Annotated in this window: 21 protein-coding genes and 1 tRNA gene; 18 read left to right on the top strand and 4 right to left on the bottom strand. The window is 62.3% G+C overall.

Going from position 1 to position 25,252, the window contains the following annotated elements:
* Positions 1–9: 9 nt before the first annotated feature.
* On the bottom strand, positions 10–576 hold the full coding sequence (gene def / locus TZ00_RS00760; RefSeq protein WP_044438531.1) for a peptide deformylase: 567 nt from the start codon (positions 574–576) through the stop codon (positions 10–12).
* A gap of 42 nt (positions 577–618) precedes the next feature.
* Between def and TZ00_RS00755 the strand changes: the two genes are divergently transcribed.
* The 3 genes from TZ00_RS00755 (at position 619) to TZ00_RS00745 (ending at position 2,999) form a co-directional block, all read left to right on the top strand.
* Positions 619–1,536: a DMT family transporter gene (locus TZ00_RS00755; RefSeq protein ID WP_044438529.1), complete on the top strand. Its 918-nt coding sequence runs from the start codon at positions 619–621 to the stop codon at positions 1,534–1,536.
* 71 nt (positions 1,537–1,607) lie between these two features.
* Positions 1,608–2,867, top strand: a complete 1,260-nt coding sequence (locus TZ00_RS00750; protein ID WP_420796218.1) for a glycosyltransferase — start codon at positions 1,608–1,610, stop codon at positions 2,865–2,867.
* A 55-nt stretch (positions 2,868–2,922) separates the two neighbouring features.
* A tRNA-Ile gene (locus tag TZ00_RS00745) sits at positions 2,923–2,999 on the top strand.
* A gap of 861 nt (positions 3,000–3,860) precedes the next feature.
* Here TZ00_RS00745 and TZ00_RS00735 read toward each other — a convergent pair.
* The gene (locus TZ00_RS00735; protein ID WP_044438522.1) at positions 3,861–4,088 is read right to left on the bottom strand and encodes a hypothetical protein; all 228 of its coding nucleotides are present in this window, start codon (positions 4,086–4,088) and stop codon (positions 3,861–3,863) included.
* A gap of 1,179 nt (positions 4,089–5,267) precedes the next feature.
* Between TZ00_RS00735 and TZ00_RS00725 the strand changes: the two genes are divergently transcribed.
* The 11 genes from TZ00_RS00725 to TZ00_RS19555 all read left to right on the top strand — a co-directional run bounded on the left by TZ00_RS00725 (position 5,268) and on the right by TZ00_RS19555 (position 16,854).
* A complete protein-coding gene (locus tag TZ00_RS00725; protein WP_044438519.1) occupies positions 5,268–6,173 on the top strand; it encodes an ABC transporter ATP-binding protein in 906 nt (301 codons plus the stop codon).
* Complete coding sequence (locus TZ00_RS00720; protein ID WP_044438518.1) at positions 6,170–7,045, top strand: ABC transporter permease; 876 nt, start codon at positions 6,170–6,172, stop codon at positions 7,043–7,045. The genes TZ00_RS00725 and TZ00_RS00720 overlap by 4 nt, the downstream gene beginning before the upstream one ends.
* Entirely contained in the window at positions 7,042–7,968 is a 927-nt protein-coding gene (locus TZ00_RS00715; RefSeq protein ID WP_044438517.1) for an ACP S-malonyltransferase, read from the top strand. Before TZ00_RS00720 ends, TZ00_RS00715 begins: the two co-directional genes overlap by 4 nt.
* Positions 7,958–8,707, top strand: coding sequence for an SDR family oxidoreductase (locus TZ00_RS00710; RefSeq protein ID WP_044438516.1), 750 nt, complete (start codon positions 7,958–7,960; stop codon positions 8,705–8,707). The genes TZ00_RS00715 and TZ00_RS00710 overlap by 11 nt, the downstream gene beginning before the upstream one ends.
* Positions 8,708–8,723: 16 nt before the next feature.
* Positions 8,724–9,011, top strand: a complete 288-nt coding sequence (locus TZ00_RS00705; protein ID WP_044438514.1) for a phosphopantetheine-binding protein — start codon at positions 8,724–8,726, stop codon at positions 9,009–9,011.
* Positions 9,011–9,451, top strand: coding sequence for a 3-hydroxyacyl-ACP dehydratase FabZ (fabZ, locus tag TZ00_RS00700; RefSeq protein WP_044438512.1), 441 nt, complete (start codon positions 9,011–9,013; stop codon positions 9,449–9,451). Before TZ00_RS00705 ends, fabZ begins: the two co-directional genes overlap by 1 nt.
* A 2-nt stretch (positions 9,452–9,453) precedes the next feature.
* The gene (locus TZ00_RS18540; RefSeq protein WP_052521173.1) at positions 9,454–11,601 is read left to right on the top strand and encodes a GNAT family N-acetyltransferase; all 2,148 of its coding nucleotides are present in this window, start codon (positions 9,454–9,456) and stop codon (positions 11,599–11,601) included.
* Positions 11,601–12,911 (top strand): DUF6365 family protein, encoded by a 1,311-nt coding sequence (locus TZ00_RS00690; RefSeq protein ID WP_044438508.1) that lies wholly within the window; start codon positions 11,601–11,603, stop codon positions 12,909–12,911. The genes TZ00_RS18540 and TZ00_RS00690 overlap by 1 nt, the downstream gene beginning before the upstream one ends.
* A gap of 70 nt (positions 12,912–12,981) precedes the next feature.
* The gene (locus TZ00_RS00685) at positions 12,982–13,908 is read left to right on the top strand and encodes an aminomethyl transferase family protein (protein WP_238579527.1); all 927 of its coding nucleotides are present in this window, start codon (positions 12,982–12,984) and stop codon (positions 13,906–13,908) included.
* Positions 13,905–16,286 (top strand): beta-ketoacyl-[acyl-carrier-protein] synthase family protein, encoded by a 2,382-nt coding sequence (locus TZ00_RS00680; protein WP_044439223.1) that lies wholly within the window; start codon positions 13,905–13,907, stop codon positions 16,284–16,286. The genes TZ00_RS00685 and TZ00_RS00680 overlap by 4 nt, the downstream gene beginning before the upstream one ends.
* Positions 16,287–16,512: 226 nt before the next feature.
* Positions 16,513–16,854 (top strand): hypothetical protein, encoded by a 342-nt coding sequence (locus tag TZ00_RS19555; protein WP_152631043.1) that lies wholly within the window; start codon positions 16,513–16,515, stop codon positions 16,852–16,854.
* Between the two features lie 696 nt (positions 16,855–17,550).
* Here the strand turns inward: TZ00_RS19555 and TZ00_RS00675 are convergent.
* Entirely contained in the window at positions 17,551–19,107 is a 1,557-nt protein-coding gene (locus TZ00_RS00675; protein ID WP_044438506.1) for an SPFH domain-containing protein, read from the bottom strand.
* A gap of 253 nt (positions 19,108–19,360) precedes the next feature.
* On the opposite strand from TZ00_RS00675, the gene TZ00_RS00670 reads away from it, so the two are divergent.
* The 4 genes from TZ00_RS00670 (at position 19,361) to TZ00_RS00655 (ending at position 24,601) form a co-directional block, all read left to right on the top strand.
* The gene (locus TZ00_RS00670; RefSeq protein ID WP_044438505.1) at positions 19,361–19,885 is read left to right on the top strand and encodes a hypothetical protein; all 525 of its coding nucleotides are present in this window, start codon (positions 19,361–19,363) and stop codon (positions 19,883–19,885) included.
* A gap of 166 nt (positions 19,886–20,051) precedes the next feature.
* The gene (locus TZ00_RS00665; protein ID WP_078713634.1) at positions 20,052–20,984 is read left to right on the top strand and encodes an AAA family ATPase; all 933 of its coding nucleotides are present in this window, start codon (positions 20,052–20,054) and stop codon (positions 20,982–20,984) included.
* A gap of 3 nt (positions 20,985–20,987) precedes the next feature.
* Positions 20,988–22,316 (top strand): DUF58 domain-containing protein, encoded by a 1,329-nt coding sequence (locus TZ00_RS00660; protein ID WP_044438503.1) that lies wholly within the window; start codon positions 20,988–20,990, stop codon positions 22,314–22,316.
* Positions 22,313–24,601 carry a transglutaminase TgpA family protein gene (locus tag TZ00_RS00655; RefSeq protein WP_161793709.1) on the top strand — a complete coding sequence of 763 codons (2,289 nt, stop codon included), beginning with the start codon at positions 22,313–22,315 and terminating at the stop codon, positions 24,599–24,601. Before TZ00_RS00660 ends, TZ00_RS00655 begins: the two co-directional genes overlap by 4 nt.
* On the opposite strand, the gene TZ00_RS00650 is transcribed toward TZ00_RS00655, so the two are convergent.
* Positions 24,598–25,152 (bottom strand): PadR family transcriptional regulator, encoded by a 555-nt coding sequence (locus TZ00_RS00650; protein WP_044438501.1) that lies wholly within the window; start codon positions 25,150–25,152, stop codon positions 24,598–24,600. The genes TZ00_RS00655 and TZ00_RS00650 overlap by 4 nt on opposite strands.
* Between the last annotated feature and the right edge of the window lie 100 nt (positions 25,153–25,252).

The raw sequence follows: 25,252 nt of genomic DNA, 5'->3' as shown, positions 1-25,252 counted from the left end.
GCCCGTGGGTTACGCGTCGAGGTTGTCGACTCCAGGCATCCAGCTGCTGCCGGGCTCGGTCCAGCCCTTCTTGCGGGCGATCTTTGCGGCGCGTCGCCCGTAGATGAACTCGAGACGATCGACGTAGAGGATGCCGTTCAGATGGTCGAATTCGTGCTGGAAGATGCGGGCGAGCCAGCCCGTGGCGGCTATTTCGAACGGCTTCTGATCGAGGTCGACAGCGCGCAGCAACGCGTCCGACGACCGCACCAGCGGAAAACGCTCGCCGGGGAACGACAGGCAGCCTTCGGCATCGGAGTCCTCGTCGCTCTCGGCGACAGGTGGCGGACTGATGAGCAGAACAGGGTTGATTGCGACGCCTCGGTGCTCAACATCGTCGTCGTCGGTCCACCCGTAGGTGAACAGTCGAAGCGGCACACCGACCTGCGGCGCGGCCAGGCCGACGCCCGGCGCGGCATCCATCGTCTCGAACATGTCGGCGACCAGCTGACGCAGCGTGTCGTCGAATGCGGTGACGTCGGAGGCGGGGGAGTGGAGAACGGGATCTCCAGAGATTCGAATCGGGAGAACAGCCATTCGCTAAGCCTATCGGCGCGATCGTCAGGGTAATCTCGGGGGGTGCCTCCCGAACTCACCGACATCCAGGACCAGTTCGCCCTCGATCCGGCTCAGTTCATCGGCATCCCTATCGCCATCGTCGGCGCGGTCTTCCTGAGCCTGGGTGCTCAGTTCCAGTCGCGCGGAGTCGCCAAGGTCGAGAAGAACACGAAGGTGTCCGCGTCGAGCGGCCTCAACCTCCGGCAGCTGTGGTCATTGCTCTCCCGACCGTCGTGGGTGTTCGGAACCCTGATGCTTGGGCTCGCCGTGGTGTTCCAGCTCACGAGCCTGGGCTTCTCGCCGATCATCGTCGTGCAGCCTCTCGGTGTCGTCGCGCTCGTGATGACGGCGTTCCTCAACTCGCGTCTGAGCAAGGTGAAGCTCGACCGCAAGTCGGTTCTCTCGATCGTGCTCTGCGTCGGGGGAGTGTTCCTCTTCGTAGTGCTCGCCGCGTTCACGGCGCGCGACCGGCCGATCAACGAGCTGCAGCTCGCGGTCATCCTGGTGATCCTCGCCGTGGTGCTGCTGATCTTCGGAGCGGCATTCATCGTCTTCCGGCGCCGCGTGCGCGCTGTCGGCTACATCATCGGTGCCGGTGTGCTCTACGGCTTCGTCGCAACCCTCGCCAAGGTCGTCATCAAGCGCTTCCAGCAGGGCGACTTCGAGTGGCTCACGCTCCTCTGCGTCGCCGGTCTCGTCGCCGCGTTCGCCCTCGGCGGCTACTTCGTGCAGACGGCGTACTCGTCGGGTCCCCCCGACCTGGTCGTCGCCGGACTCACCGTCGTCGACCCGCTCATCGCAGTGGGAATCGGCATCATCGTGCTCGGCGAGGCCGCCCAGGCCCCGTGGTGGGCCATGATCGGCTATATGATCACCGGCCTGATCGCTATCGTCGGCGTCTTCGGACTCGCCCGATATCACCCGCAGATCGAACGCTAAGGTAGTTTGTCCTTTTAGCCCCGTTCGGGTTCCCCTATTTCTCCCTATCTCTCAACAGAAGGTTTCATTCCGTGTCAGATTCCTCCGGCCCACGTCCCGCCTCGGCGGAGGTGCCGTCGACGGCTTCCTCCGAACGGCCCCTGCGCATCGTGATCGGCGCCGACACCTTCTCTCCTGACGTCAACGGCTCGGCTCGGTTCTCCGAGCGTCTTGCATCGGGCATGGCTTCTCGGGGCCACGACGTCCACGTCGTCGCTCCGGCTGCGTCGAAGAAGCACGGCACGTGGACCGAAACGTACGACGGTCACGACATCACGGTTCACCGGCTGCGCAGCTGGCGCTGGTACCCGCACGACTGGCTCCGATTCGCGTTGCCGTGGGTCATCAACCAGAACAGCGCGAAGATTCTCGACGCGGTCAAGCCCGATGTGGTGCATTTCCAGTCGCACATCGTTGTGGGCCGCGGGCTCTCCATCGAGGCGGAGAAGCGAGGCATCCGCATCGTGGGCACCAACCACTTCATGCCCGAGAACCTGCTCGAGTTCACGCTCCTTCCCAAGTCATGGCAGGACTGGGCCGTAGGTCTCGCGTGGAAGGCGGCCAAGCGCACCTTCGGCCGCGCCAGCGCGATCACGACCCCGACCAGACGCGCCGCTGAATTCCTCGAGAAGTCCACGGGCCTCACCAACGTCTACGCGATCTCCTGCGGAATCAATGCCGACAACTACACACCCGACTTCACGGTCCGCCCGAAGAACCGCATCCTGTTTGTCGGGCGTGTCACCGGCGAGAAGCAGATCGATGTGCTTTTGAAAGCCATGACCCTGCTTCCCGACGACCTCGATGCGCAGCTCGAGATCGTGGGCGGCGGCGACCTGAAGAAGAGCCTCGAGGCGATGGCCGTCACGCTGGGCATCGCCGACAGGGTCACCTTCACGGGCTACGTCACCGAGCAAGAACTTCGGGATGCCTACACCCGCGCCACCGTCTTCGCGATGCCCTCGATCGCCGAGCTGCAGAGCATCGCGACCATGGAGGCCATGGCATCGGGGCTGCCGGTTGTCGCGGCCGACGCGATGGCCCTTCCGCATCTCGTTCACGACGGCGAGAACGGGCATCTGTTCGCACCCGGCGACGCCCAGCAGATGGCCGACCGGCTCGCCGGCATTCTTACGCTGCCGCAAGACGAACTCGACGTATTCAAGAACGCATCGCTCCGGCTCATCGCGGCCCACGACATCCAACGCACGTTGACCACGTTCGAGAAGCTGTATCGCGGCGAGGTCGTCACCGACCCGTTGATCGTCTCGCCAAGCGCCTCGCACGAATAGCGGTAATGTGGTGAATCGGCATCCGGCCTGAACTTTTCAGAAGCCGGTGCCTCAGGGGGCGTTAGCTCAGCCGGTTAGAGCAGCGGACTCATAATCCGTCGGTCGTGGGTTCAAGTCCCACACGCCCTACCAAGATAGATTTACTCGAACTTTTGACTGCAAAAAAAGTTTGCTCGTCGCGGTTCGACGTTCGATTCGGAGCCCCTGGTCCTGCGACCGAGGGCTCCTTTTCTAGTTTCAGTTGTCGTTACGCTATCTAGGCGCGACATCTTGAAAGGCTGATCGGCATCCTTGAGATCTTGTACCGCTTCGCGCATTTCGCTGTTTGCTTTGACGGTAAGGTCTTCGTCTACCTTGACCCATGTGAAGAAAGTCTCAAGCAACAGGCGTCGCACTCGATTCGGAGAGTCGCGGTATAGCCTCCCCGGATCCGCCAGTATTTCGACGTAAGTCATTCGCGTCTTGGCACCCCTCTCAAGGACATCATCAGTGCGTGTCAACCTGTTCTTGAGATCAGCTTGTTCGATTTTGACGGAGCGAATTCGTTCTCGAAGTCGGTCATTCGTCACGCCGACATCCATAGCTAAGTCGTAGAGTCGGCCGTCCTTGACCGCCAACGCATCGATTTGCTTCAGCAGACCCTCTTGCCCTGATCGGCGTCCAATGTGCGGGGGATTCGCTTGCGTGGTGATGGGTCGGGGCCGTTACTCCAACGGCAGCTGACCCGAGAGGACGTGGTGGACGCGTCCTTCGCTGGAGTGCAGAGAAAGGAAAGACCTCTGCCCCTGGCAGAGGTGATCCACGTCCACGCGGCGGTGACGCGCACCTCGAAGACGTCGTTTCAATTGGGTCTACATCAGCACGTAGCGGTATGCGTCGGCCCAGGTCTCGAAGACGCGGCGGCGAGGAACGACACGAACGACGACGGCACGTCCTGGGTCTCACCCAAACGCGTGGGCCCGAGTAGGATCGCGTCTCCGCAGATCTCATCCCTCAGTAGGAAGGGCGGTTGTGTCGCCACAGCAACAGTGTTGCTCGCTGGTTGACGGGCGGCTCCCGAGGCTTGCCCTCTTCGTTCACGAAGAGCGACGAAGCTGGACCGACGTGCTCGACGATCTGAGTGTCGCTTTCGACTTCTGCTTGGTAGTCGTCGAGAGACTCGAACTCGTGGAGCACGAGCGGTTTGTCATCACATGAGGGTATGAGGATTCCGATGAGCATGGGGTCACCTCCTTTGATCGTGGGATGTATCTGAAGCCGATTGGCTACAGGATGAATCCCGCGATGTGGAACTGGGACGTGGTTGTGTTGGTGGAAGCCCGACCGCAGCGCTCGGGCCCGTGAGGGCGAACACTGCGGCGGACGCCCACCGTTGAGCAGGTCAGGCGTTGGTCGGCTTCCCGCCACGAGAGGTGCTCGCCGTCGGGGGAGTGGCGGGGCTCTTCTCCTTTGCCGCGGCTGGCGCTTCGAAGATCGCCGCGATCACTCCCTGCTTTGTAGCGGACTCGCGTTCGATCTCGGCGCGGACCTCATCCGTGACGCTTCAATTGTTGAGCTGGGCGATGATGTCCAGCTGCGCCCGGGTGCTGTCGGTCATGCGAACCGACAACGGCCTGATCTGACTTCCGGCCTCCGGTTGACTGTGCCGTCGGGCAATTCCCTTTCAGACGAGTTGCCCCTGCCTATCAGTAAAACGTTGAGATCCGGATCTATCAATCCACCGTTCGCGGATGTTGTCTATTCGACTACGTGCACTTCGCGAGTTGTCATTCGTCTTGTCGAGTGTGTAACGACTCGAGCTCCCCGTGCCATTACGCCTAGCGGGCTAGGAGACCCGGAGCAGAGGAGCATCTGTGACGATGTACTCGACTATCTGGTCGATTGTCCGACCTGCGGACCCCGCCGCTCGGCGTTCCAGAACGGAGGACCATGCCGGACGACTGAGCTTCAATCTTCTTACGAAGCTGCCTCCCGCACTCGTCGGTTCCGTGAGCTCTGAATGACCCCAATCGACCGCCTGGCGCATCTTGTCGCATTTTTTTCAAAGTGTATTGTTCCCCCACTTCAGGGGTCATAAATTGACGCACGCCTTGAGTTCTCGGGCGCGATGTACTCGATTGGTACTCGACGTCCCAATATGTCTTGGACACATCGAGATCGTGTCTGTACCGTCGGATCTCGGCTAACCCGGAGAATTCCGGTCTTGAAAAACCACACTCTATGCCTCATAGCCATGCGCAGAAATGCAACGACATTTCCGCCCGAGTGTAGGTATCAAGACCGATTGTATTTTTTTCAGATGGAGATTCTTTGCGAATGCTTCATAAATGTATGCAGACCAACGTTACTTACAGCTAGGGCCACATTGTTTGAGCTCGAAAACTTCAGGAATTAGAGACATTGATAAGCGTTACAAACCTCACCAAGAACTACGGAACCGTCAAAGCGGTAAACGACCTGTCATTTGAAGTCACCGACTCATCTGTCTTTGCGTTTCTCGGAACAAACGGCGCGGGCAAGAGCACCACGATCTCGTGTCTGACGACCGTAACGACCGCCGACTCCGGACGTATCGAAATCGATGGCCTGCAGGTCGGCCGTGATGACGACGCGATACGGCGCAAAATTGGTGTGGTCTTCCAGTCTTCACTGCTCGACCCCACCCTCACTGTTCGAGAGAACCTACACGACCGAGCGTCCTTCTACGGTCTCGACAGGACAACCCGAGCCGCCCGCATCGAGGAACTTGCCGAGCGGGTCGATCTATCCGAGTTTCTCGACCGCCCCTACGGCCCCCTGTCCGGAGGGCAGAAGAGGCGCGCCGATATCGCTCGTGCACTGATGCACGACCCGGTCCTGTTGTTCCTTGACGAACCGACAGCCGGCCTCGACCCGCAGAGCCGCGAACAGGTGTGGGAGACAATCCACTCGCTACGAACGACTCAGGGACTCACCGTCTTTCTTACAACGCACTACATGGAGGAGACGGAGGAAGCAGATCAGGTGCTTATCATCCACGCGGGCGCCCTTGTCGTACAGGGAACACCGTCGCAACTTCGCGCGAGCCATAGCTCGAGCATCTTGTCTGTCACCGCTCGAGATACTGACGCACTCATCCGCGCCTGCGAGCAATCTGCACTGACCTACTCAATCGCGGGTGACGTCTGCCGTATCACCGTGCCGGATTCAGTTTCTGCTCTCGACTTCGTGAACGAAAATCGCTCCATCGTTGAGGACTTCGAGTTCCGGCACGGCACCATGGACGACGTTTTCCTCTCGGTCACGGCGACCGGAGCTCGAGCATGAACGCCTGGATCTTGGCCCGCCGCAACCTGCGCATCTTCTTCCGCGACAGGGCGGGTGTCTTCTTCTCCCTACTCTCGTCACTCATCCTCATCGGCCTGTACGCCTTGTTCCTCGGCGGCCTGCAGGTCGACAACCTCGCCGAGAAGTTCCCGAACGCCTCTGACGGCGAGATTCAGGCCTTCGTCGACGCATGGGTTTTCGCGGGCATCACGATGATCACGACGCTGACGACCGGATTGGCCGCTCTGAGCGTGTTCGTCGAGGACTCGGCGAGCGGCAGGTTCAAGGACTTCCTCGTGTCGCCCATCCGCCGGTCGAGCATCATCTTCGGCTACATGATCTCGAGCTTCGTGGTCGCGCTGGTCATGACTATCGTCGTGGTCGTCGTGTCGCAGCTCTACACGATTATTCGCGGCAACCCGCCGATGACTCCGTCAAGCCTGCTGCTGACCGCAGGCTACGTCGTCGTGTCGGCCGCCGCGTTCTCCGCTCTGTCGGGGTTCGTCGTCACGTTCCTCAGCTCCAACAGCGCATTCGCTGCCCTGAGCACCATCGTCGGCACAATCATCGGCTTCCTCGCCGGCGCGTACATTCCTGCGGGAACCTTGCCGGTGGGTGTGGTCAACGTCATGAACGCCCTACCGTTCGCCCAGGCGGCAATGTTGCTGCGACAGCCGTTCACCAACGAGGCTGCACGTGCGTTGACGAACGACAACTCGACTGCCCAGTCGGCGCTCGACACCTTCTACGGAATCGCGATCTCGGTCGGCGAGCTCAAGATCACGAACGGTCTCGCTTTCGCGGAGCTTGGCCTTCTCTTCATTGTCTTCGCTGTACTCTCCTCGATCCGACTCGCGAAGCGCATCAGATGATCGACGACGCACATACCGAAGGACAGAGCATCGGCCTCTTCCCCGGGCAGGGAAGCCAGTTCGTCGGAATGGGTGCCACGCTTGCGCGTCGCTTCTCAGAGGCAGATGCGGTATTCGACGAGGCATCCGAGGCGATCAGCACGGATGTACGTGCGCTCTGCTGGCGCTCGTCGATGGCGGAACTCTCACTTACCGAGAACGCGCAAGTCGCCATCTCGGTCTGTTCCATCGCAGCATGGAGAGTCTGGAAGACGCGGGGCGAGGCGGGCGTTCCGATGACCGTCGCAGGGCACAGTGTTGGAGCTCTACCCGCCGCCATTGCCAGCGGGTCTCTCGCTCTGGCGGACGGTCTTCGTCTTGTAAGCACTCGAGCTCGGCTCATGGCTAGGGTTCCTAGGACAGGATCGATGCTGGCAGTGTCTGTCACGTCCGACGTGATGCTTCAAGATGTTCTCGCGAACGCCGCCCAGTTCTCGCTCGACGTCGCTGCCCGCAACGGATCGCGCCAAGTTGTTCTCAGCGGTGCAATTCCCGGAATAAACGCCGCCAAGGAACATTTCGGCGCACGCTCGCGGGTGCTTGATGTCAGCAACGGATTTCACTCCCGACTGATGGATGAAGTCGTCGAAGAATGGTCGGATGCTGTCGCAGAAGCACGTTTTAATGACGGCGACGGACCCTCATATGTCGCCAGCACAACGGGTGAAATCGCTTCCGGCTCCCGAGATGTGAGAGCAGATCTGACCGCCGGACTCCGGCACACCGTGAGGTGGGACCTCGTAATCGGTGACGGTGCCCGTGACCGCTGGATCACTTTTGGCACCGGAGGGGCACTCGCCCGATTCGGCCGAGGCATGATCTCGAGCGACGCCATCACGAACGTGGACGACAAATATGTGGAAAGGGTCCCTCATGCAGGCTGACGCCCAGCGCGAAAGCTTCGCGCTCGTCTTCGGGGGATCGCGAGGCATCGGTCGAGCTGCCGCTGAACGTCTCTCGGTGAGCGGCCTCACCGCAGTCATCACTTACCGATCCGATGCGACGGCAGCGCAAGACGTGGTCATGACCATCCGGAACAACGGTGGCCGTGCCCACGCCCTGCAGGTCGATGTTCGCGACGAGTCGGCTGTTCGGACAGTATTTCGGTCAGTCGCAGTGATGGACGGCGTCCTACAGACCGTCGTCTACAGTGCGGGTATTACTTCCGACGGCCTACTCGCGACGATGTCGGCCGACAGCTGGGCGAGCGTCCTTGACACCAACCTGACGGGTGCCTTCTACGTTGCCCGACAATCCGTGAAGGCGATGCGCAAGACCGGGGGATCGATCGTTCTGGTGAGCTCGACCTCGGGCATCAGCGGCCAGCCGGGTCAGGGTAATTACAGCGCGAGCAAAGGCGGAATTAACGCACTCACGCAGTCGCTGGCCAAAGAGGTTGCCGGCCTCGGCATACGGGTCAACGCGGTCGCGCCCGGTTTCACCGACACCGACATGCTTCGGCGAATGGACGCGAAAGCGCGAGCTGAATACGCAGCGCACATTCCCCTTGGCCGCATGGGAGAGCCGCAAGAGATAGCCCACGCGATTGCATTCCTCGCAGGACCGCAGTCGTCATACATAACAGGACAAGTACTTGCGGTTGATGGAGGCATCACCGCATGAGAAAGAGGAATTCGAAATGAGCAATTTTGACGACATCAAGAATGCGGCTGCCGAGCGGTTGGCCCTGAACGCGCGTCTCCGAACGATGCTGGTAGACGGGCTCGAGCTTCCCGTGGACGCGGACAAGATCGAAGACGACCAGCCGCTCTTCGGTCGCGGCCTTGAGCTGGACTCGCTCGACACCCTCGAGATTGTGAGCCTGGTCGAGGAGGAGTTCGAGGTCTATATCACCGACGACGACAAGTCGGTCTTCGGCTCCATTAACAAGGTTGCCGACTACATCGTTGCAAATCGCCCCCGCTAATGAGCTCAGCGCTGACTGCCGCAGACATCCTGGCGAGGTTGCCGCACCGGCATCCATTCGTCATGCTCGACGCGGTGACCGAATTAGTGCCGTCGCACTCAGGCACGGCGCTCAAGAACATCTCGATCTCGGATCCAGTGTTCGCGGGTCACTTTCCGGGCGAGCCCATCTACCCCGGCGTGCTGCTGATCGAGTCGGCCGCGCAGCTCTGCGGACTGATCCTCGCTGAGGTAGGTGCGGACGGGTCACCGAGAATTGGCTATTTGGCATCGGTCAAGAAGTTCCGCTTCGTTACTCTCGTTCGTCCCGGTGACCAGATTCGCATTGAGGGACTCGCCGGCACACACTTCGGGGGAATGACCGACTTCACCGTGAAGCTGACGGTGAACGGGAAAGACGTCGCCTCGGGTTCGCTGGTTATCGCTCTTCCGAACGGATAGACATGGCTGCCGAGATTCGGGACTACAACCCGTCGACCGATGCCGACCGGGTTGCGGACTTCTTCAACCTCAATCGCTACGGGCCGGCTCGAGATGGGTCCATCCTCACGGGCTTTGAGCTCAATCTGGTTCTTGCTGAACGTGGTGTCCATCTCTTTCTGGTCGCCGAAGATCGAGGCCGAATAATTGGAACAATCGGCTACCTGCGGGTGTCCGGCCGTCGAGTATCACGTGATGACGAGCTCTTCGCCGGCATGTTCGTGATCGACCCGGGCTACCGTGCAGGTTTCCTTGCCGGACGTCTCTTCACCTCATCGTTTACTCGTCTTCTCGAAGACGGTATAACGTCGTTACGGGTCGAGGTGAACCCCGCCAATGTCAAAGCTTTCCCTCTCTACATCCGGGTTGGGTTCCGTTCAGCTGCGACCCATCCACAACCGGACCAGGACGGCTACATCGAGCTAGTCAGCCACCTGCCTGGGGTCGTCTCCCGCCTTCTGCATGAACTGGCTTCTGACGTGCCTCTCTCCGACGTATTCGCGTCATTTTCGTGGAGATCCATGGCGGGCGGGCGCAATCGCTCCCTCAGCCATGGAGTCACGATCCTCGATGACGGTGACGTTCTCGTCGAGTACGACTTCACGGTTCGAGGGGAGTCCATTCTGGTGAACGTGCGCATGGATGACGGTGCGCATGTGAGCACGGTCATCAACGGGGTGATCGCGGAGCTACCCGCGGCCCCGACAGAGAGACCTGCTACCGGCAGAACCGCAGCGGCCAACGGTTCAATCAAGGTGGGAGAGTACGCCATTGAGCTAGGTAGCGACGGCACCGTGAGCGTGCGGCACCGATCCTATTTCGGGCCGGTCTATCGCGACGCGCTCTCCTCGGTAATCGGAAGCCCCTCCGCCTGGCGTCGACCACCGTCGAACAGCCCCCTCGTGACGGAGCGGCAGGACGGCTGGCTGATTGATTGGCAGGTCGACGGCGTCCGCATGCAGAAAGCGATCACGATCGAAGGCAATGTTGTGTCGGTGGTCGTTCGCAGTAGCTCGAGTTACGGGCTTGTGGCAGAACCATGGAGCTCGATTCGTGGAGCCCTGGTTCGTTGCTATGTGGGGGATGACGAGCAGTTCCAGTCCCCAAATGTTCCCGGCCTGTGGCCGCCGGACATTGTCGACTTTGAGGCTAGTCATGCCGTTGAGCCGTTCGTCCCTCATCTGCAAACCGTTGTCGAAGAACCGGTCTCGGGAGTACGTCTGGAGTTTGAGTGGCAGCAGGTGGACTCTTTGCGCGTCGAAGGCCAGACGCTTGGCAGAGGTACGACGTCGGGGTCGGAGCTGCGTTACTCACTGACACTCAGTAAGGCCAGCGTCAACAATCATGGTTCGATCGATGAAGCTTCGAACAACCACCCCGAAGGCATCGCGTGGAATCGCGATTCACCAGGCGGTCAGGCAATCGATGCCAGTGCCACGTTGGCGGGAGCCTGGTCGAGTGAGATTCGTGGTGGTCAAAAGGCGGTACAAGCGCGAAGGGGCACGACTTCGGAACTCGTCGTCGCGCCCGAACACGGAATCGCGACGTGGAGAGTCGAAGGTCACGACGTTCTTTCGTCCCCATTCCCCTCTGCGAGAAAACTCGGTCCGCTCGATAACTGGGCCACCGGCCTGTGGGTGACAGTCCAGGGCGGACGCGAAGATGTTGAACACGGCGTTGGCTGGGGTGGATTTCCGCGAGTCGCCAACAATTCGGGGCTCGCAATCGACGGCCCATCCTGGTCAGTTGACGGCCAAGATGACTCGCTATCACAGCTCCAACTCAATCTCATTGGCGGAGATGCCTCCCTGTCCGGAGTCGAGATCGTTGCGCATCTCACTCCAAAGATTTTCGGGTCGACGGTGTTTATTCCGGCGAGCCCGACAGGCTGGTGGGCGCTAGAGAGAACAGGCCGTCGCTGGTTTTGCTTCGCACGAGCTGTTCGCATTCCTCTGAGCGGCGATCGAGTCTTGTCAATTGCAGCCTCAACGGATACAGACGAAATTCTGGTTCGATCAAGCAGCGATTCGTTTTTGGTCTCGCTCATCTCACGGTCGAATCCTTCGGGTAGCTCTTGGCTGCTGTCCGTCGAGACTCAGGAGGCAAACTGATGAGTCGACGTAGCCCCGAGATTGTCTTCGTGTGCCCCGGCAGGTACAGCGTCGGTGAGCTTTACAACGCCATCGTGATGAGCAGAAGTCTTGAAGCGGACGGGATGAAGACTAAATTCATTGTCACTGAGCAGCTCGCCGGCTACGCGAGAGGTAGCGGCGCCGACGTGATCGTCCGACCAATGCGCCGCAACCGCGGTGCCGATGTCGTCGATTCGATTGATCAGCTTGCGCCTGATCTAACAATCCTGGCCGACTACCACCTGCCATCTCTCGAACCGGGCGCGGCGGACCTCCAGAGCCTGATCTCACCGGCCTCACCAACGGTCATGCTCGATTCCTTGGGATTTGGTTTGAGGGGCGCCGACGTATCCAACGCGTTGGCGAGCCTTCCGGGCGCAGAGGCGCTTCGCCGTTGGTTCACTCCGACGACCCAGATACCACAGGCGCAGGATCCCGATGCCCTTCTGCACCCAGTTCCCGTGGCTGGCCCGGACGCGTCCAACGCATTTGCTCTCTACGATTCGGTGCCCGAGGCCAGCAACGATCGGGGGTCCGTTCGTGATCGCTTCGGCATTACACCTGGGCATGCCTTGGTCGTGGTTGCGCAGTCCGCATGGGCTGCCACCGGGTTCACCCAGCTGGGACGAACCCGAGGGAATCAACTCTCCAAGTCCTACGACGACTTGAGGATTGACTGGATTCTGTACTGCCTCAGCCTTGTCGGAGTGCCGATAGCAGTTGTGGGAGTCCGACGCGATGCAGCAACGCGCTCACAGTACCCGAACGTATCTCTTGTTCACACGCCCTTTCTGAACCTTGACGACTTCTCCGACTTACTCGGCGCCGCGGATCTTTATCTAACCGACAACCTCCTGTCCGCGGCCATGGGACGCGCGTCGCTGCTTGGCACGCCATGTCTTGCCCTCGTGCACGAGGGCGCCGACAACATCAAACCAACTACTGAGTTCGAGGCAGCCTGGCATGCGGAGATGGCCGCGCTGTTTCCTGGATACGACTTTCCGTACCTTGTCAATCCGTTTGGATGGGTCTCCGAGGTGGGCACCATGATGCCCGGAAACAACTATCTCCAGTCCGTCCCGCGGGCTGATGTCTTCGATCCCGAGGGCCTCGCTGAGGCTGTTGGCCGACAGCTCTCAACGAGCCCAGATGTCTTGCCGTCAGCTGTCCTCCGACAGCTCAGCACATCGATGGCAGGTCCGGCAGAAATTGTCCGCCGCGCCCTAGATACCCGCTCCTCCCTCACCCCGTACGCAAATCCACAGAACGGAAACAACGACAATGCTTGATACAACTGCCGGATACCATGCTCTGAGAAACACGGCTGGCGCTCACCGCCGCGGCGCAAGCGTCCTGAGCGTGACAGGTCCCGACCGAGGCGCCCTCGTGACATATGTGTGCGCCAAGCGCACAGAGTTCGCACAGCCTGGCACTGTCACTGAATCAATTTCTCTTTCATCGGATGGCAAAGTCGATGCACTGATCCTTGTCGTCATCGAAGACGAGCGAACTCTCCTCGTGTCAGACCAGATCTTGAGTGTCGACACCCAGGCAATTTCGGCCAAGCTTAACCTCAGCCAGGTGTCGGTGACTGATGTCACCGCTGGATTTACCGCGGCATCCGTCGAGGGGCCACAATCTTGGCGGGCTGTTGGCGGACTCGCCGAGGACGATATCTCGTCGGTTCTGCTGAACGAACTCAGGAGCATCTCTGTGCAGGGAACCGAGGCGCCCGCCCTGCTCGCCCGAGTTGGCACAACGGCGGAGTATGGCTATTTGATTCTGATCGAGGCGCCCGCGAGCGAGATCGACGCCCTCGACGTTGCAGCGGGTCTGGCCGGAGAGGTCGGAGGAGGCGAAGTCGACCAGCAGGCCCTGAACCGGGCGCAGGCCGAGGTCAGTCACCCGCTTGTACCCGCCCAATTCAACGGCCTGTCGATCGCGGAGGCCGGTGCCCTGTGGACCCTATCGGCCGATCGCGACGACGACTTCAGCGGCCGCTCCGTGCTCGACGACCCGCCCCCCGGTCGCAGGCTCATCGCCGTCACGGCGCCCGGTTCCGACGCGCCCGAGGCCGGCGCCCCGGTCTTCGCCGGTGAGACGCAGGTCGGACGAATCCAGGTTTCTCTCGCCCGAGCGGGCCAGGATGACGGGTTCGCGCTTGCGGTCCTCGACACGCCGTTCCATGTTCCCGGCCTCGCCCTGAACGCATCCGGCACCGAACTGCTGACCGTGTCGCGCCCGGCCGTCGACCTCATTTCGTGGGCGGAGCCGATCGGATCATGACCCGAATCGTCGTTACGGGCATAGGCCTGCAGGCAGCATCCGGTCGCACCGCCGCGGAGAGCTGGCGGTCGATCATGGACGGTCGCAGCGGGATCGCGCCGACCACGGTCGTACCGACCGACGGTCTGATCAGTTCGATGGGCGGCCAAGTCTGGGGCCTGCCAGCTTCGCCCTCCAAGTACGTCGATCGCTGTCACCAGCTGGCGATGGATGCCGCTCGGGAAGCGCTTGAAGACTCGGGCGTGCCCGCCGACCGCGGAATTCGGTTCGCCATCTCGTTGGGAACATCGCTGGGCGGTGCCCGAAGCGGACAAGACTTCCACGACCAGTGGATTCGTAGTGGACTTCGGTCGGCGAACACGGGCCTGCTGCGGCACTACCCCCTGCACAGCGTCGCGGACCAGCTGGCCTCGACGTTTGGGCTGTTCGGACCGCGCAGCGTGCAGTCGAACGCCTGTGCGGCGGGAGCCGTGGCCATCGCGTACGCGGTCGAGCTGATTGAACTCGGAACGTCGGACTTCGTGCTGGCTGGCGGAGTCGATCCCCTCGCGCTGCTCTCGTTCGGCGGCTTCTCCTGCCTCGGCGCCCTCGACCATCTCTCCTGCGCTCCATACACGCGCAGCTCCGGTTTGAATCTCGGCGAAGGAGCTGGCTTCCTCGTGCTCGAGACGGAGCAATCCGCCCTGGCCAGAGGCGCGGTCATCCATGCCGAAATCGCGGGCTACGGACTCAGCGCCGACGCGCACCACGCAACCGCTCCCGATCCGAACGGGCGTGGCGCCGTGCGAGCCATGGAGTCAGCGCTCGAAATGGCTGGACTCTCGGCCTCGGACATCGACTACGTCAACGGCCACGGAACCGGAACTCCGGCCAATGACTCGGTCGAGCGCAAGGTCATCACCCACCTACGACCGGGCCCGCCGCCCCCTATCAGCTCCACCAAATCCATGATCGGCCATACGCTCGGAGCGGCCGGAGCCGTCGAGGCGGTCGTCTCCGTGCTCGCCCTGATGAACCAACAGATACCACCCACCCATGTTCCGGACGGCGTAGAGGTACCGGAAGGTATCGATATCGTTGCGGGGGCGGGGCGCGACGAGGAGCTCTCAACTGTGGTGTCGAACTCTTTCGCGTTCGGTGGAAACAACGCTTCGCTTGTTATTCGCGCGCGTCCCACGGAGCCAGTTGCGGCCAGCTCCCCACGCCGCGGAGTTGTAATTACCGGCATCGGCGCAATCGCTGGATCGGCCGCGAAGACAGCGGATGTCCGACGCCATTTTCAGGATTCGGTTCCCGTGTTCGGAAGCGAGACAGTGGAGCTAGAGCATTTCGGCACTTTTGTGACCGCCGAGATCCCGTCGGCCGCACTTACCGCCGGCATCAACCCACAGCATCTCCGGCGCATGGACACGCTCGGCCGGCGAGCCGCCATAGCGGCCGCGCAGCTGCTGACACGTCGCAAACTGACCCGGGACGAAGCGACCGCCACCGGCCTGTTTTCGGCCACGGGAACGGGCCCGATCTCCACGATCGAGGCGTTCGAACGAGAACTGCTCGAGACGGGAACCGGCAACACGCGACTGTTCCCTAACACGGTCATGAACGCCGCCGCCGGACACGTGGCGCTGCTCAACAAGCTTCAGGGCCCGACCGCCACAATCTCGGCCGGCGGAACAAGCGGCATCTCGGCCCTGCACTTCGCGAGTGCCCTCATCGCTCGGGGAGCGGCCGATCGCATAATCGTGGTCGCGGCAGACGAATCACCTGCCGCAATGCTCGCGGGCTATGCGCGCATTCCTGGCTACCTAGCTCGCACCGATTCCGTTCCTTTCGGACACTCCGGGCGTCTTCTAGGGGGCGCCGGCGTGGCAATTCTGTTAGAAGGTGAGGGTCTCGCGCCCACGGAGTCCGTGCTTGGTCGGCTCGCTGGCTTCGGTCTGACGGGCGACGGAAGTGGAGCTGCACGGTTGAGCGAGGGAAGCGGCGCCTGGGCCCGGTCGTTCTCGCTGGCACTCGCGGACGCGGGTATCGGAGAGAACGATGTCGACGCGATCATCTCCGCAGCCTGCGGCCGCGACCAGATCGATCAGGTTGAACGCGAGGCGCTCAACCTTGCGGGGCTGGCCACCGTCCCCCTCACTGCACCGAAGAGCGTTTTTGGGGATGCCGGCGCGGCATCCGCGTTGCTCGGCGTGTTGCAGGCTTTGTGGATGGGAGAGGACGGCCGTGTTCCAGGGAGTCGTGTCAATCCGATCAACGCGCCCTCGAGTCTCGTCTCCGCAGACGGCCTGGATGGCGACGTCTCGAGGACTCTCGTTTCGTCGTACGAGGTCGGAGGAAGTTACCAGTCAGTCCTCGTAGAACGAACTGCCCAGTGAAGCCGTGAGCCGAGGCCAGGTCTGGATCATGACGGAACGCGTGCCCCGAGTTGATGATTTCAACCGCAGTCGGTCACCTTCGGGTCGGCGTGCGATGATGCAAGCGGCCGCCCGAAGCGACTGCGAGGCAGGGTCGCAAGCTTGTGCTGTTACTCGGGGCCCGCTGGGCAACTCCTGGTGTCGTCAGTGCGGAGACATCTGGTCGGCAACGCACACTGACAATGTTGTGCTGGTCGCCCGCTCACACTCGCCGATCGGGATTGATGCGGAGGTGCCAAGAAGTCGACCGGCCGCCTTCCGTTTTTTGACCCGAGCGACGGGTGAGTGCATCGAGACAATCGAGCAGTGGACGCAGGCCGAAGCACTCTGGAAAGCCAGTGGGCAAGCCCATCGGCGTCCGCTGCTGGGCGAACTTGTTATGCCTGCAGGCTGGACGAATGGATGGCACACGACAACTGACTCGAGATGGAGTGTCTATACCCAGCGCGAGACAGGCTTGGTCTGGAGTTTTGCAATCCACAACAACGAAGAGAATGACGTGTTCGACGTTATTGATCTCCGTGAGTAGCCCAATCGGGGTCATCGAGCTCGTGTCCGTATTTCACGTTGCAACCAATGGCCCCGGTGCGGTGCTTCCGGGGGATGGGACGAGGAGACGGCCAGAGATCGGTACAGGTATTCACTTAGAACCTCTTTTTAAGAAGAGGACCCTGAATGGCTCTGTCCGATCCATTCGCCCAGTGTCGGCGCTCCGGACGAAGCCGGGGGAGCGTCGTGCCAGTCGTGAGTATCACGCATCTCAACCTGTGCTCGTAGAAGACAGTTCCGGACCGTCGTGTAGCTGGCGCTGAGCTGCTCCGCGATACTTCCTATCGAGAGGCAGGATTCGTACAGCCCAACAGCCGCTTTCTCTTGAGCAGCCGTCAGACCCTGGCGTCGAATCACGGCACCGTTCGCGCGCAGCAGCTTCAGCAAGCTGCAATGGGCCAGGCCGCATTTCAGCCGGAGCTCGGCGGTAGTGGCTCCGGCATCATATTCACGGACCATCGCGGTGAGAGTCTCTGCGTCAAGCCGTCTGGACACTGAGCGCGGAGTGGTGGATGGAATAGGTTGCTCCGGGACGATTGCCGTCGATAGGTCTCGAATTCGCTCGAGTTCCTCGAGTTCCTCGAGAGAAAACGATCCTCCCCGGTTATTGGATTAGCGGGCTATGGCGTCCACCAAGAGCAAAGGGCCGCCTCGCGGATGCGGGACGGCCCTTCAGTCACGGCGCGCTTGACGCTGCAGGGGGCGGGGGAGCAGCCGCAGCCATGCCCTCGCCGATCCCGCGCCCGACAGCCTGCCCCTGAATGATCGATGCGAGGTCGACACCCGTCGCCGAGCTGACGGTGTCGAATACCGACTTCAATGCTTTTGCGCTGTCCGCACCGACGAGATTCGACGCTCCATCTTCGCTTGATCCGCCGACGATCGACACGCTTCCGATCGCGGAGTATCCCTTCGCGAATTCGGCCATGATCGACGGCAGCACGTCGAGAACGCGCTGCGAGAGGAAGGCCTCCTGGTTCGAGGCGATGGCCTTGGCTTCCGCTTCCAGAGCGGCGGCGCGGGCGTCACCTTCTGCACGGATGGCGTCAGCCTCTGCGTTTGCACGCAGACGGCGCGCCTCGGACTCGGCTTCGGCCTGCGCACGAAGTGCGCTCGCCTCACCAGTCGCCTTGGCGACCGCGGCCGCAGCCTCACCGTCCGCACGCGCCTTGTCTGCCTGCGCCTGCTGCTCGGCGATGCGGGTACGGGCCTCTGCCTGCTTGACCTGCTCGATGGCCGCAGCCTCTGCGGCCCGCTCGCGGGTGTACAACTCGGCCTGTGCACGGGTCTCCGCCTCGTATCGCTGAGCATCGGCGACACGCTTGACGTCGGCATCCAATTGCGCTTGCCGGTTCTCGGCCTGTTGCTGGAGAACGGCCTGCTGTGCCTGCTCGCGGGCGAGGTTCTCGGCCTGTTCCGCCTCGGCTCGCGCTCGGCCGATGCCGGCATTCGAGTTGGCGGTGTTGGTGTCGAGACCGGTCTGCTCGACGAGGTTGGCCTCCTTGTTAGCGATGTTCTTCTGGTTGATGGCCCGGTCTGCGTTGGTCTGCGAGATCTCTGCGGCCTGGCGCTTCGCCTGGATCTCGGGAGCGCCGAGTGATTGGATGTAGCCGACCTTGTCTGTGATGCCCTTGATCTGGAACGAGTCGAGGATCAGTCCCTGCTCAGCGAGCTCCTGAGAAACGTCGGCGGCGATCTGGTCGGAGAACTTCTTGCGCTCTCGCATGAGTTCGACAACCGACAGAGTGGCTACGATTCCACGGAGCGCGCCTTCCAGCTGCTCGGTGGTGAACTGCTCGATCGCTGTGTCCTGCGAGGCGAAACGCTCGGCGGCGCGTCGCACCAGGAGTGGATCGGAACCGATCTTCACGATGGCCACACCATCGACATTCAATGTCACACTGTCGAGCGATTGCGCCTCGGCGTTCAAGGAGACCTGGCGCGAGCGAAGCGAGATGATCTCGTGGCGCTGCGTGATCGGGTTGACGAGCGACTTGCCGTTGACGATGACCGTCACGGGCGATTCGGACATCTCGTCGCGGCTTGAGCCGTCGGCGCTGAGGACTGCAAGCTGAACTTTCTGCTTGCGGCCTGAAATGACGAGAGCCTCGTCGGCTCGAGCCACTTTGATCCAACTGCGTGCGAACACCAGCAGGATGAGAGCGACGACGACAGCGACGACTATGGCTATCCCGACGATGACGAGGATGCCGGCGAGTTCGGCGTTGTCCATAAGTACCTCTCTGGAGCCCTGTAAGGGACAGTCTCGGATGCCGCCGCGGACGCGTGGCGATTCAGGCTCCACCTTGCCAGAAAAAGGCAGGACGGCGTGCCGATGGCAAGGCGCGGTTGAGATGGCATCCCAGCGGTCAGTTTCGGCACGGCTGCAAATCGGATGACCCGGGCGCACGGCGCGCCGCTCATATTTTTGCCGATGCAGTTCACGCGCTAGAGTCGGATTCAGCCATGTGCCGGGGAGGAGCCTCGTGTTTAGTTCGTTCGAGATTCGCATCCCCGCCCCCATTCCCCGTGCTCTGCAGTCGCCGATGCCGGCGTCTGTCACCTACATCAGCACGTACAGGCTGCTCGATCCTGAGACGCCAAGCCTGACGATCGGCATTGGCATCGCCAACGCGAACTACTGGGTCATCGACGGCGAGCTCAAGTACCGATACTTTTCCGACAGCGACAAGACACTCCGCAACTGCCCGTGGGACGCGAAGACGGACTTCGATCTGATCGCTTGGGCACAGGGCGTCTTCCGAGACGGAGAAGACTACGGCCCGTCGTTCGCCGTGCATCTGCAGGCGGCTCAGGCCGCGTATAGGCGAGGTGCGTCAAACTACCTCCCCGTTGAAGAAGGCCTCGTCACAACGGCACTCATCGACCACCCTGACCTGGGTGAGGTGCAAATCCGAGACGACATGGTGATGCTGTTCACCGAGTGGCTCACCGACCCAGACGAGGGTGCGAAATATCTGACGACGGGGCATCCGGCTCACCGCGCCTGACCCGGGCATCGTTTTGCGGTGGTCAGGAGGGTCACTCGATTTGCGCGGTTAGAATCGAGCGAAACGAGGGAGTTTCCTGTTGCCCGATTCGACCACCCAGCCCAGCGCCCGTGCCGACGCCGCCGAGATCGACCTCGACGAGTTCGCTCGGCTCTCCGGCGCCATCATGGCCAATCTCGAAGCCGTCATCAATGGCAAGACCGACGTCGCAACGTTGTCGCTCATCGTTCTTCTGGCCGAAGGACACCTCCTTGTCGAAGATGTGCCTGGCGTCGGCAAGACCACCCTGGCCAAAGCGCTGGCCCGTTCGGTCAGTGCATCGGTCAGTCGAATCCAGTTCACTCCAGACTTGCTCCCGTCCGACGTGACGGGTGTGTCGATCTTCAACCAACAAGCGAACCGATTCGAGTTCAAGCCTGGAGCCGTGTTCGCCAATATCGTGATCGCCGACGAGATCAACCGGGCTTCGCCGAAGACGCAGTCGGCCCTGCTCGAATGCATGGAGGAGCGGCAGGTCTCTGTCGATGGAGTGACTCATCGTCTCGACACGCCCTTCAGCGTCGTCGCGACCCAGAACCCCATCGAGATGGAGGGGACGTTCGCGCTGCCCGAGGCGCAACGCGACCGGTTCATGGCTCGGATCTCGATGGGGTATCCCGACGCCGACGCCGAACTCGCCATGCTGCACAACCGTGAGTTGCAAAGCCCGCTCGACGACATCGATGCCGTGGTCAATCGCGATGAGCTTCAGGCGATGACCCGCTGCGCCCGCGAGGTGTTCGTCTCTCGAGCCGTCGAGCAGTACGTCGTGAACATCGCACAGGCGACCCGGCGTGATCCAGAGGTTCGTCTGGGCGTCAGCCCTCGGGCGACCCTGCATCTTGTTCGCGCGGCAAAGGTCGCCGCTGCGCTCGAGGGCCGCGATTTCGTTCTACCCGACGATGTCGACGCGTTGGTGGTTCCCGTTCTGGGGCACCGCATCGTTCCGACCCGTAAGTCCGTGAATGACCATCGCAGTGGCGTCGATGCGATCGAGGAGACTCTGATCAGAATTGTGCAGGCGACGCCGGTGCCGCTCGTCGCCGCCCGGTCTCTCTGACCGATGGGCTTTCTCGCGAACGTGTCTCGCCGAGGCCAGCGGTGGCCCGCATTCACGATCCGCGGCTGGGGATTTCTTGCGGCATCCATCGCACTGTTCGTGCTCGCGCCGATGCTCGGTCAGCGTGAGATCGCTTTCGCCGCTTCCGCCTCGTTGGCGCTGCCGCTGCTGGCGCTACTGCTCGTCTCCGTGCGCCGACCGAAGCTCACCGTCGTTCGGCGGTTCTCTCCAGAGACGGCCAACGCGGGCGCCGAGTGCGAGGTGAGCCTCTCGGTGCAGAACTGGGGCATCGCCACAACGCCTGCTGCGCTATGGCACGACGAGGCGGCCTCACCCCTCATCAGCAGCCCGACCGACACACTGCCGCCGTTACCCGCCTTCCGGTCGCTCGAAACCGGCACGCCGAGAGTGACGACTGCGCGCTACCTCATCGAATCTCCGCGACGGGGCCAGCACGAGGTCGGCCCGCTGTGGATCAGGTTCAGCGATCCGTTCGGTCTCGCGACTCGTCGCTTCGCCGTGGGCGGCACCGACGTCCTCACGGTGACCCCCGACGTCGAGACTCTTTCCCGTGGTTCGTTTCGACTGCCGAGCGGCGACGGACAGTCCATGCAGTCCCGACGCCCGTCGGCGAGTGGCGAACAAGACGTGATCGCCCGCAAGTACCAGACCGGTGACAGCATCCGACGCGTGCACTGGCCGGCCACTGCTCGGCACTCCGAGCTCATGGTGAGGCAGGACGACCAGCACACAGACCACGAGGCGGTCATCGTGCTCGACAACCGACTTGAGAGTTTCGCGCATGATCGGCGCGGACGGGCCGGCGAAACGCAGTCCGAGGCATTCGAGTGGGCGGTCTCGATGTCGGTCTCGATAGGCATGCATCTGCTTGGCGAGGGATACCGCACCGTATTCGTCGAGTCGGCCGATCCAGCAGCACCGCATTCCGGCGAGCGTTCAGCTGGCGAACCGGCCGAGCTGCTTCTTCGAGGCGCCAGAGCGCGCCTGGGGGCCGGGCATCTGCCGCTGGCTGTTCGTGACATCGTTGCGGATGCCGGACACGGGTCGGGCGAGCTGCCCCCGCTTTTCGCGGTGCTCGGCGATGTCGACGCGGAGTCGCTCGACGCCCTCTCTCGGGCGGCGACGGCAAGCTCGTCGGCCCTCGCCTTCATCGTGCATGACGTTCCCCCGACGTCGCAAGAGTTGGCGCCCGAGTGGGCGCGGCGACTGCGCGAACACCTGATGCGCGCGGGATGGACGGCACGACTCGTCTCACCTGTCGACACGCCATCGTCAGCGTGGGAGCCGGACACGGCGAGGCTCGCCCGATGAGCGCCCGTGCACGGCTCGACCGGCGGCTGCGGCAACGTGGCTCGTGGATGGTTTCTCTTGCTGTCCTGATCACGATCGGAGTACCGCTCGCGGGCCTGGCGCCGATCATCCAAGGTTCCGACTGGTGGTTCGCAGCCATGGCAATGGCCACGGCCTGTGTCGGCGCATCCTGGGCTGTTCGGGCTTCAGGCTTTCGGCCAGCATTCGGGGTCGCAGCGGCATTCGTCGTCTGGGTTCTTGTGAGCCAGTGGTTTTTCGCCCCTGGCACGGCGATCGTCGGCATCATTCCCACCCCGTCCACAATCGGCGCACTCATCGCGGGTTTCATCGATGCCGGTGCTCAGATTCAAGTACAGACGATCCCCGCCGACCCCGTCGCCTCACTCATGCAGTTGATCTGCATGGCGTGCGGCCTTATCGCCGTCGTGGCAGACGCCGCCATCGTCGCGCGCTTTCCCGCCTTTATCGGCGTACTCGCGCTAGCGCTGTTCTCTACGCCCTCGGCAGTGCAGGCGCGCGATGTCGACGTCGTGCGATTCATGGCAACAGCGGCGTCATTCCTGCTGCTGCTGTGGATTGCGGCGCGAGTCGACGGCAACACGAGACCGCAGCGCCGATCGATGAGTCGGGCCGGACGTTCTCCTGCGACCGCATTGGCGCTCGGCGCGGCTGCCGTTGTGTGTGCTCTCATCGTTCCGTCGGTCACGCCTGGACTCACCGCTCAGGCTTTCGCCGATTCGAGAAATGCTGCACGCCTGCCATCCGTCTATGGCGCGGGCATCGATCCCGTGATCCAGCTCGGGCGCGATCTCCGACGGACTACGCCGATCGTGTCGCTCCGCTATACGACAACGGCGGACAAGCCGCTCTACCTCAAGATGGTCGACTTGACCGACTTCTCGACGGGAACGTGGCAGCCCGATGAGAACGCCGATGGATTGGTGCAACAGCTGACCAGCCCGACCGGCTTAGCCGATGACGTGGAGCGCTCGACGGTGACGACCGACGTGTCGATCGAAGGTTTGAGAAGCGAGTGGCTGCCCCTGCCGTACCCGGCGACGACCCTCAACGGCGCCGGTCGCGGCTGGACCGCCGATCCCGATACGGGCGTCGTGACCCTTCCCGACAGCCGCAACGACAGCAGAGGTGACGACTACTCGGTCGACAGCCTGGTTCTCACGCCCTCGGCTGAGCAGCTGGCCGCGGCGGGAACGGCCGTCTCGCCCGCTCTGAATCCGCTGTTGCAACTGCCGGCCGACCTACCGACGATCGTTTCTGATGTTGCCAACCAAGTTGCCGCCGGGGCCACGACGAACTACGACCGTGCGGTGGCTCTGCAGTCGTACTTCACTTCGGGTCAGTTCACATACTCGGTTGAGACACCTGTCGCCGAATCGTTCGATGGCAGCAATGCTGAGGCGCTAGCGGCCTTCCTCGAGGTGAAGAGCGGATATTGCGTGCACTTCGCCGCATCGATGGCCACGATGGCCCGTGTTCTCGGAATCCCATCGCGGATCGCGATCGGCTACTTTCCGAACTCAGCAGTATCGCGCTACGTCGACGGCAAGCCGCAGTACGAAGTGCTGACCGATCAGCTTCACTCGTGGCCGGAACTCTACTTCGAGGGCGTCGGGTGGCTGCCGTTCGAGCCGACCCCCGGCCTGGGCATCTCCGTTCCGGCCTATTCTCTGCCGGCTTTCGCAGAGCAGCCCACCCAATCCACGGCGCCCACACCTCAGACGTCTGAGGTCACTCCCACGACGCGGGCCCGAGACAAGGCCGATCCGGCTGCCGAATCGTCGGCGGGGGAGACCAGATCACTGGCGCAGCTGCGGGGATGGTTGATCGTGGTAGCCGTTGTGGCGGGTGTGTGCCTCGCAGGGCTTGTTCCAGCCTCGGTCAGAATATGGCGCCGACGACGCTTTCTCGCCTCGATCGATCGCTCAGACACGCCGGCGACACAGGCGTGGCGGGAACTCCAGGACTTCGCTCGCGATTTCGGCATCGTGGTCTCGCGTGGAGACACCCCCGCGACCTTCGGCCAGAGGCTGCTCGATCTCCGCCGCATCCCCAGCGCAGACGTGGACTCGCTGCGCCGGGCAGTGGAGCGCGAACAATATGCAGACCGCCGCCACGCACCGGTCGGAGGGCTCGAGCGGGCGAAAATCAGAGTGGCGCTGATCTCAATCGAGAACGCCATCCGTGACGAGGCGGAGCAGTCCGCACGTCGTCGAGCTCGGCTGCTGCCGGCCTCGCTCTTCGTGCGTTCCGACCGACCGTCTTAGACATCTTCTCGTCGAGGACGGCGGCCTCGTCGGGGGCGAAAGCTGCCAAGCGGCCGTGCGCAGTCGACTCGCGTCAGCACATCCTGCACCTCATCGAGCCAGGCCAAGGCCGCGGTCGACAGAATCTCACCGCTTCTGAGGCCAAGGTCGTCGAGAGGACTATCAACGCCGTCTGCGGGGCGACCGTGGCTCTTGGCGTGCACCTGTCGATACGCGTCGATGAGTGCGTCGACCGGTGCACCGGGAAGGGATGCCACCAGAAGCACGTGGCCGACGAAGTCCGTCCAGCCGGCACGAGGGTCGGCCTCGGTCAGCCAGGCGGCCACCTCGGCGCGCCCCCGCGGAGTGAGAGTGTAGAGGGGCAGGCCGTCGCCTGTCGTGCCGTCGTTGATCACGGAGCCCTGGGCTTGCAGTCTCTCGAGGGTGGAGTAGATCTGCCCGACGTTGATGGAACCGGCTCGATTCATTCGAGTCTCCACCTCGCTGTGCACTTGGGAGCCGTAGGCCGACCCGAGGCTCAACACGGCCAGGATTCCCAACCTCACCGACATAGTGCACTCCAACGCAGTAATTGTCTACTCAGTATGTCGTAGGCCCATTCAGATCGAGGATCGGCTCGCCGCCCACGTCTACGGCAATTCCTCTGGCAGT

Source organism: Agreia bicolorata (genome assembly GCF_000938265.1).
Classification (GTDB): domain Bacteria; phylum Actinomycetota; class Actinomycetes; order Actinomycetales; family Microbacteriaceae; genus Agreia; species Agreia bicolorata.
This window is presented reverse-complemented; position numbering and strand designations above follow the sequence as displayed.

Coding starts and splice junctions, on each gene's coding strand:
- def (WP_044438531.1), bottom strand. CDS start 576: ATGGCTGTTCTCCCGATTCGAATCTCTGGAGATCCCGTTCTCCACTCC.
- TZ00_RS00735 (WP_044438522.1), bottom strand. CDS start 4,088: ATGCTCATCGGAATCCTCATACCCTCATGTGATGACAAACCGCTCGTG.
- TZ00_RS00720 (WP_044438518.1), top strand. CDS start 6,170: ATGAACGCCTGGATCTTGGCCCGCCGCAACCTGCGCATCTTCTTCCGC.
- TZ00_RS00715 (WP_044438517.1), top strand. CDS start 7,042: ATGATCGACGACGCACATACCGAAGGACAGAGCATCGGCCTCTTCCCC.
- TZ00_RS00710 (WP_044438516.1), top strand. CDS start 7,958: ATGCAGGCTGACGCCCAGCGCGAAAGCTTCGCGCTCGTCTTCGGGGGA.
- TZ00_RS00705 (WP_044438514.1), top strand. CDS start 8,724: ATGAGCAATTTTGACGACATCAAGAATGCGGCTGCCGAGCGGTTGGCC.
- fabZ (WP_044438512.1), top strand. CDS start 9,011: ATGAGCTCAGCGCTGACTGCCGCAGACATCCTGGCGAGGTTGCCGCAC.
- TZ00_RS18540 (WP_052521173.1), top strand. CDS start 9,454: ATGGCTGCCGAGATTCGGGACTACAACCCGTCGACCGATGCCGACCGG.
- TZ00_RS00690 (WP_044438508.1), top strand. CDS start 11,601: ATGAGTCGACGTAGCCCCGAGATTGTCTTCGTGTGCCCCGGCAGGTAC.
- TZ00_RS00680 (WP_044439223.1), top strand. CDS start 13,905: ATGACCCGAATCGTCGTTACGGGCATAGGCCTGCAGGCAGCATCCGGT.
- TZ00_RS00675 (WP_044438506.1), bottom strand. CDS start 19,107: ATGGACAACGCCGAACTCGCCGGCATCCTCGTCATCGTCGGGATAGCC.
- TZ00_RS00665 (WP_078713634.1), top strand. CDS start 20,052: ATGGCCAATCTCGAAGCCGTCATCAATGGCAAGACCGACGTCGCAACG.
- TZ00_RS00660 (WP_044438503.1), top strand. CDS start 20,988: ATGGGCTTTCTCGCGAACGTGTCTCGCCGAGGCCAGCGGTGGCCCGCA.
- TZ00_RS00655 (WP_161793709.1), top strand. CDS start 22,313: ATGAGCGCCCGTGCACGGCTCGACCGGCGGCTGCGGCAACGTGGCTCG.
- TZ00_RS00650 (WP_044438501.1), bottom strand. CDS start 25,152: ATGTCGGTGAGGTTGGGAATCCTGGCCGTGTTGAGCCTCGGGTCGGCC.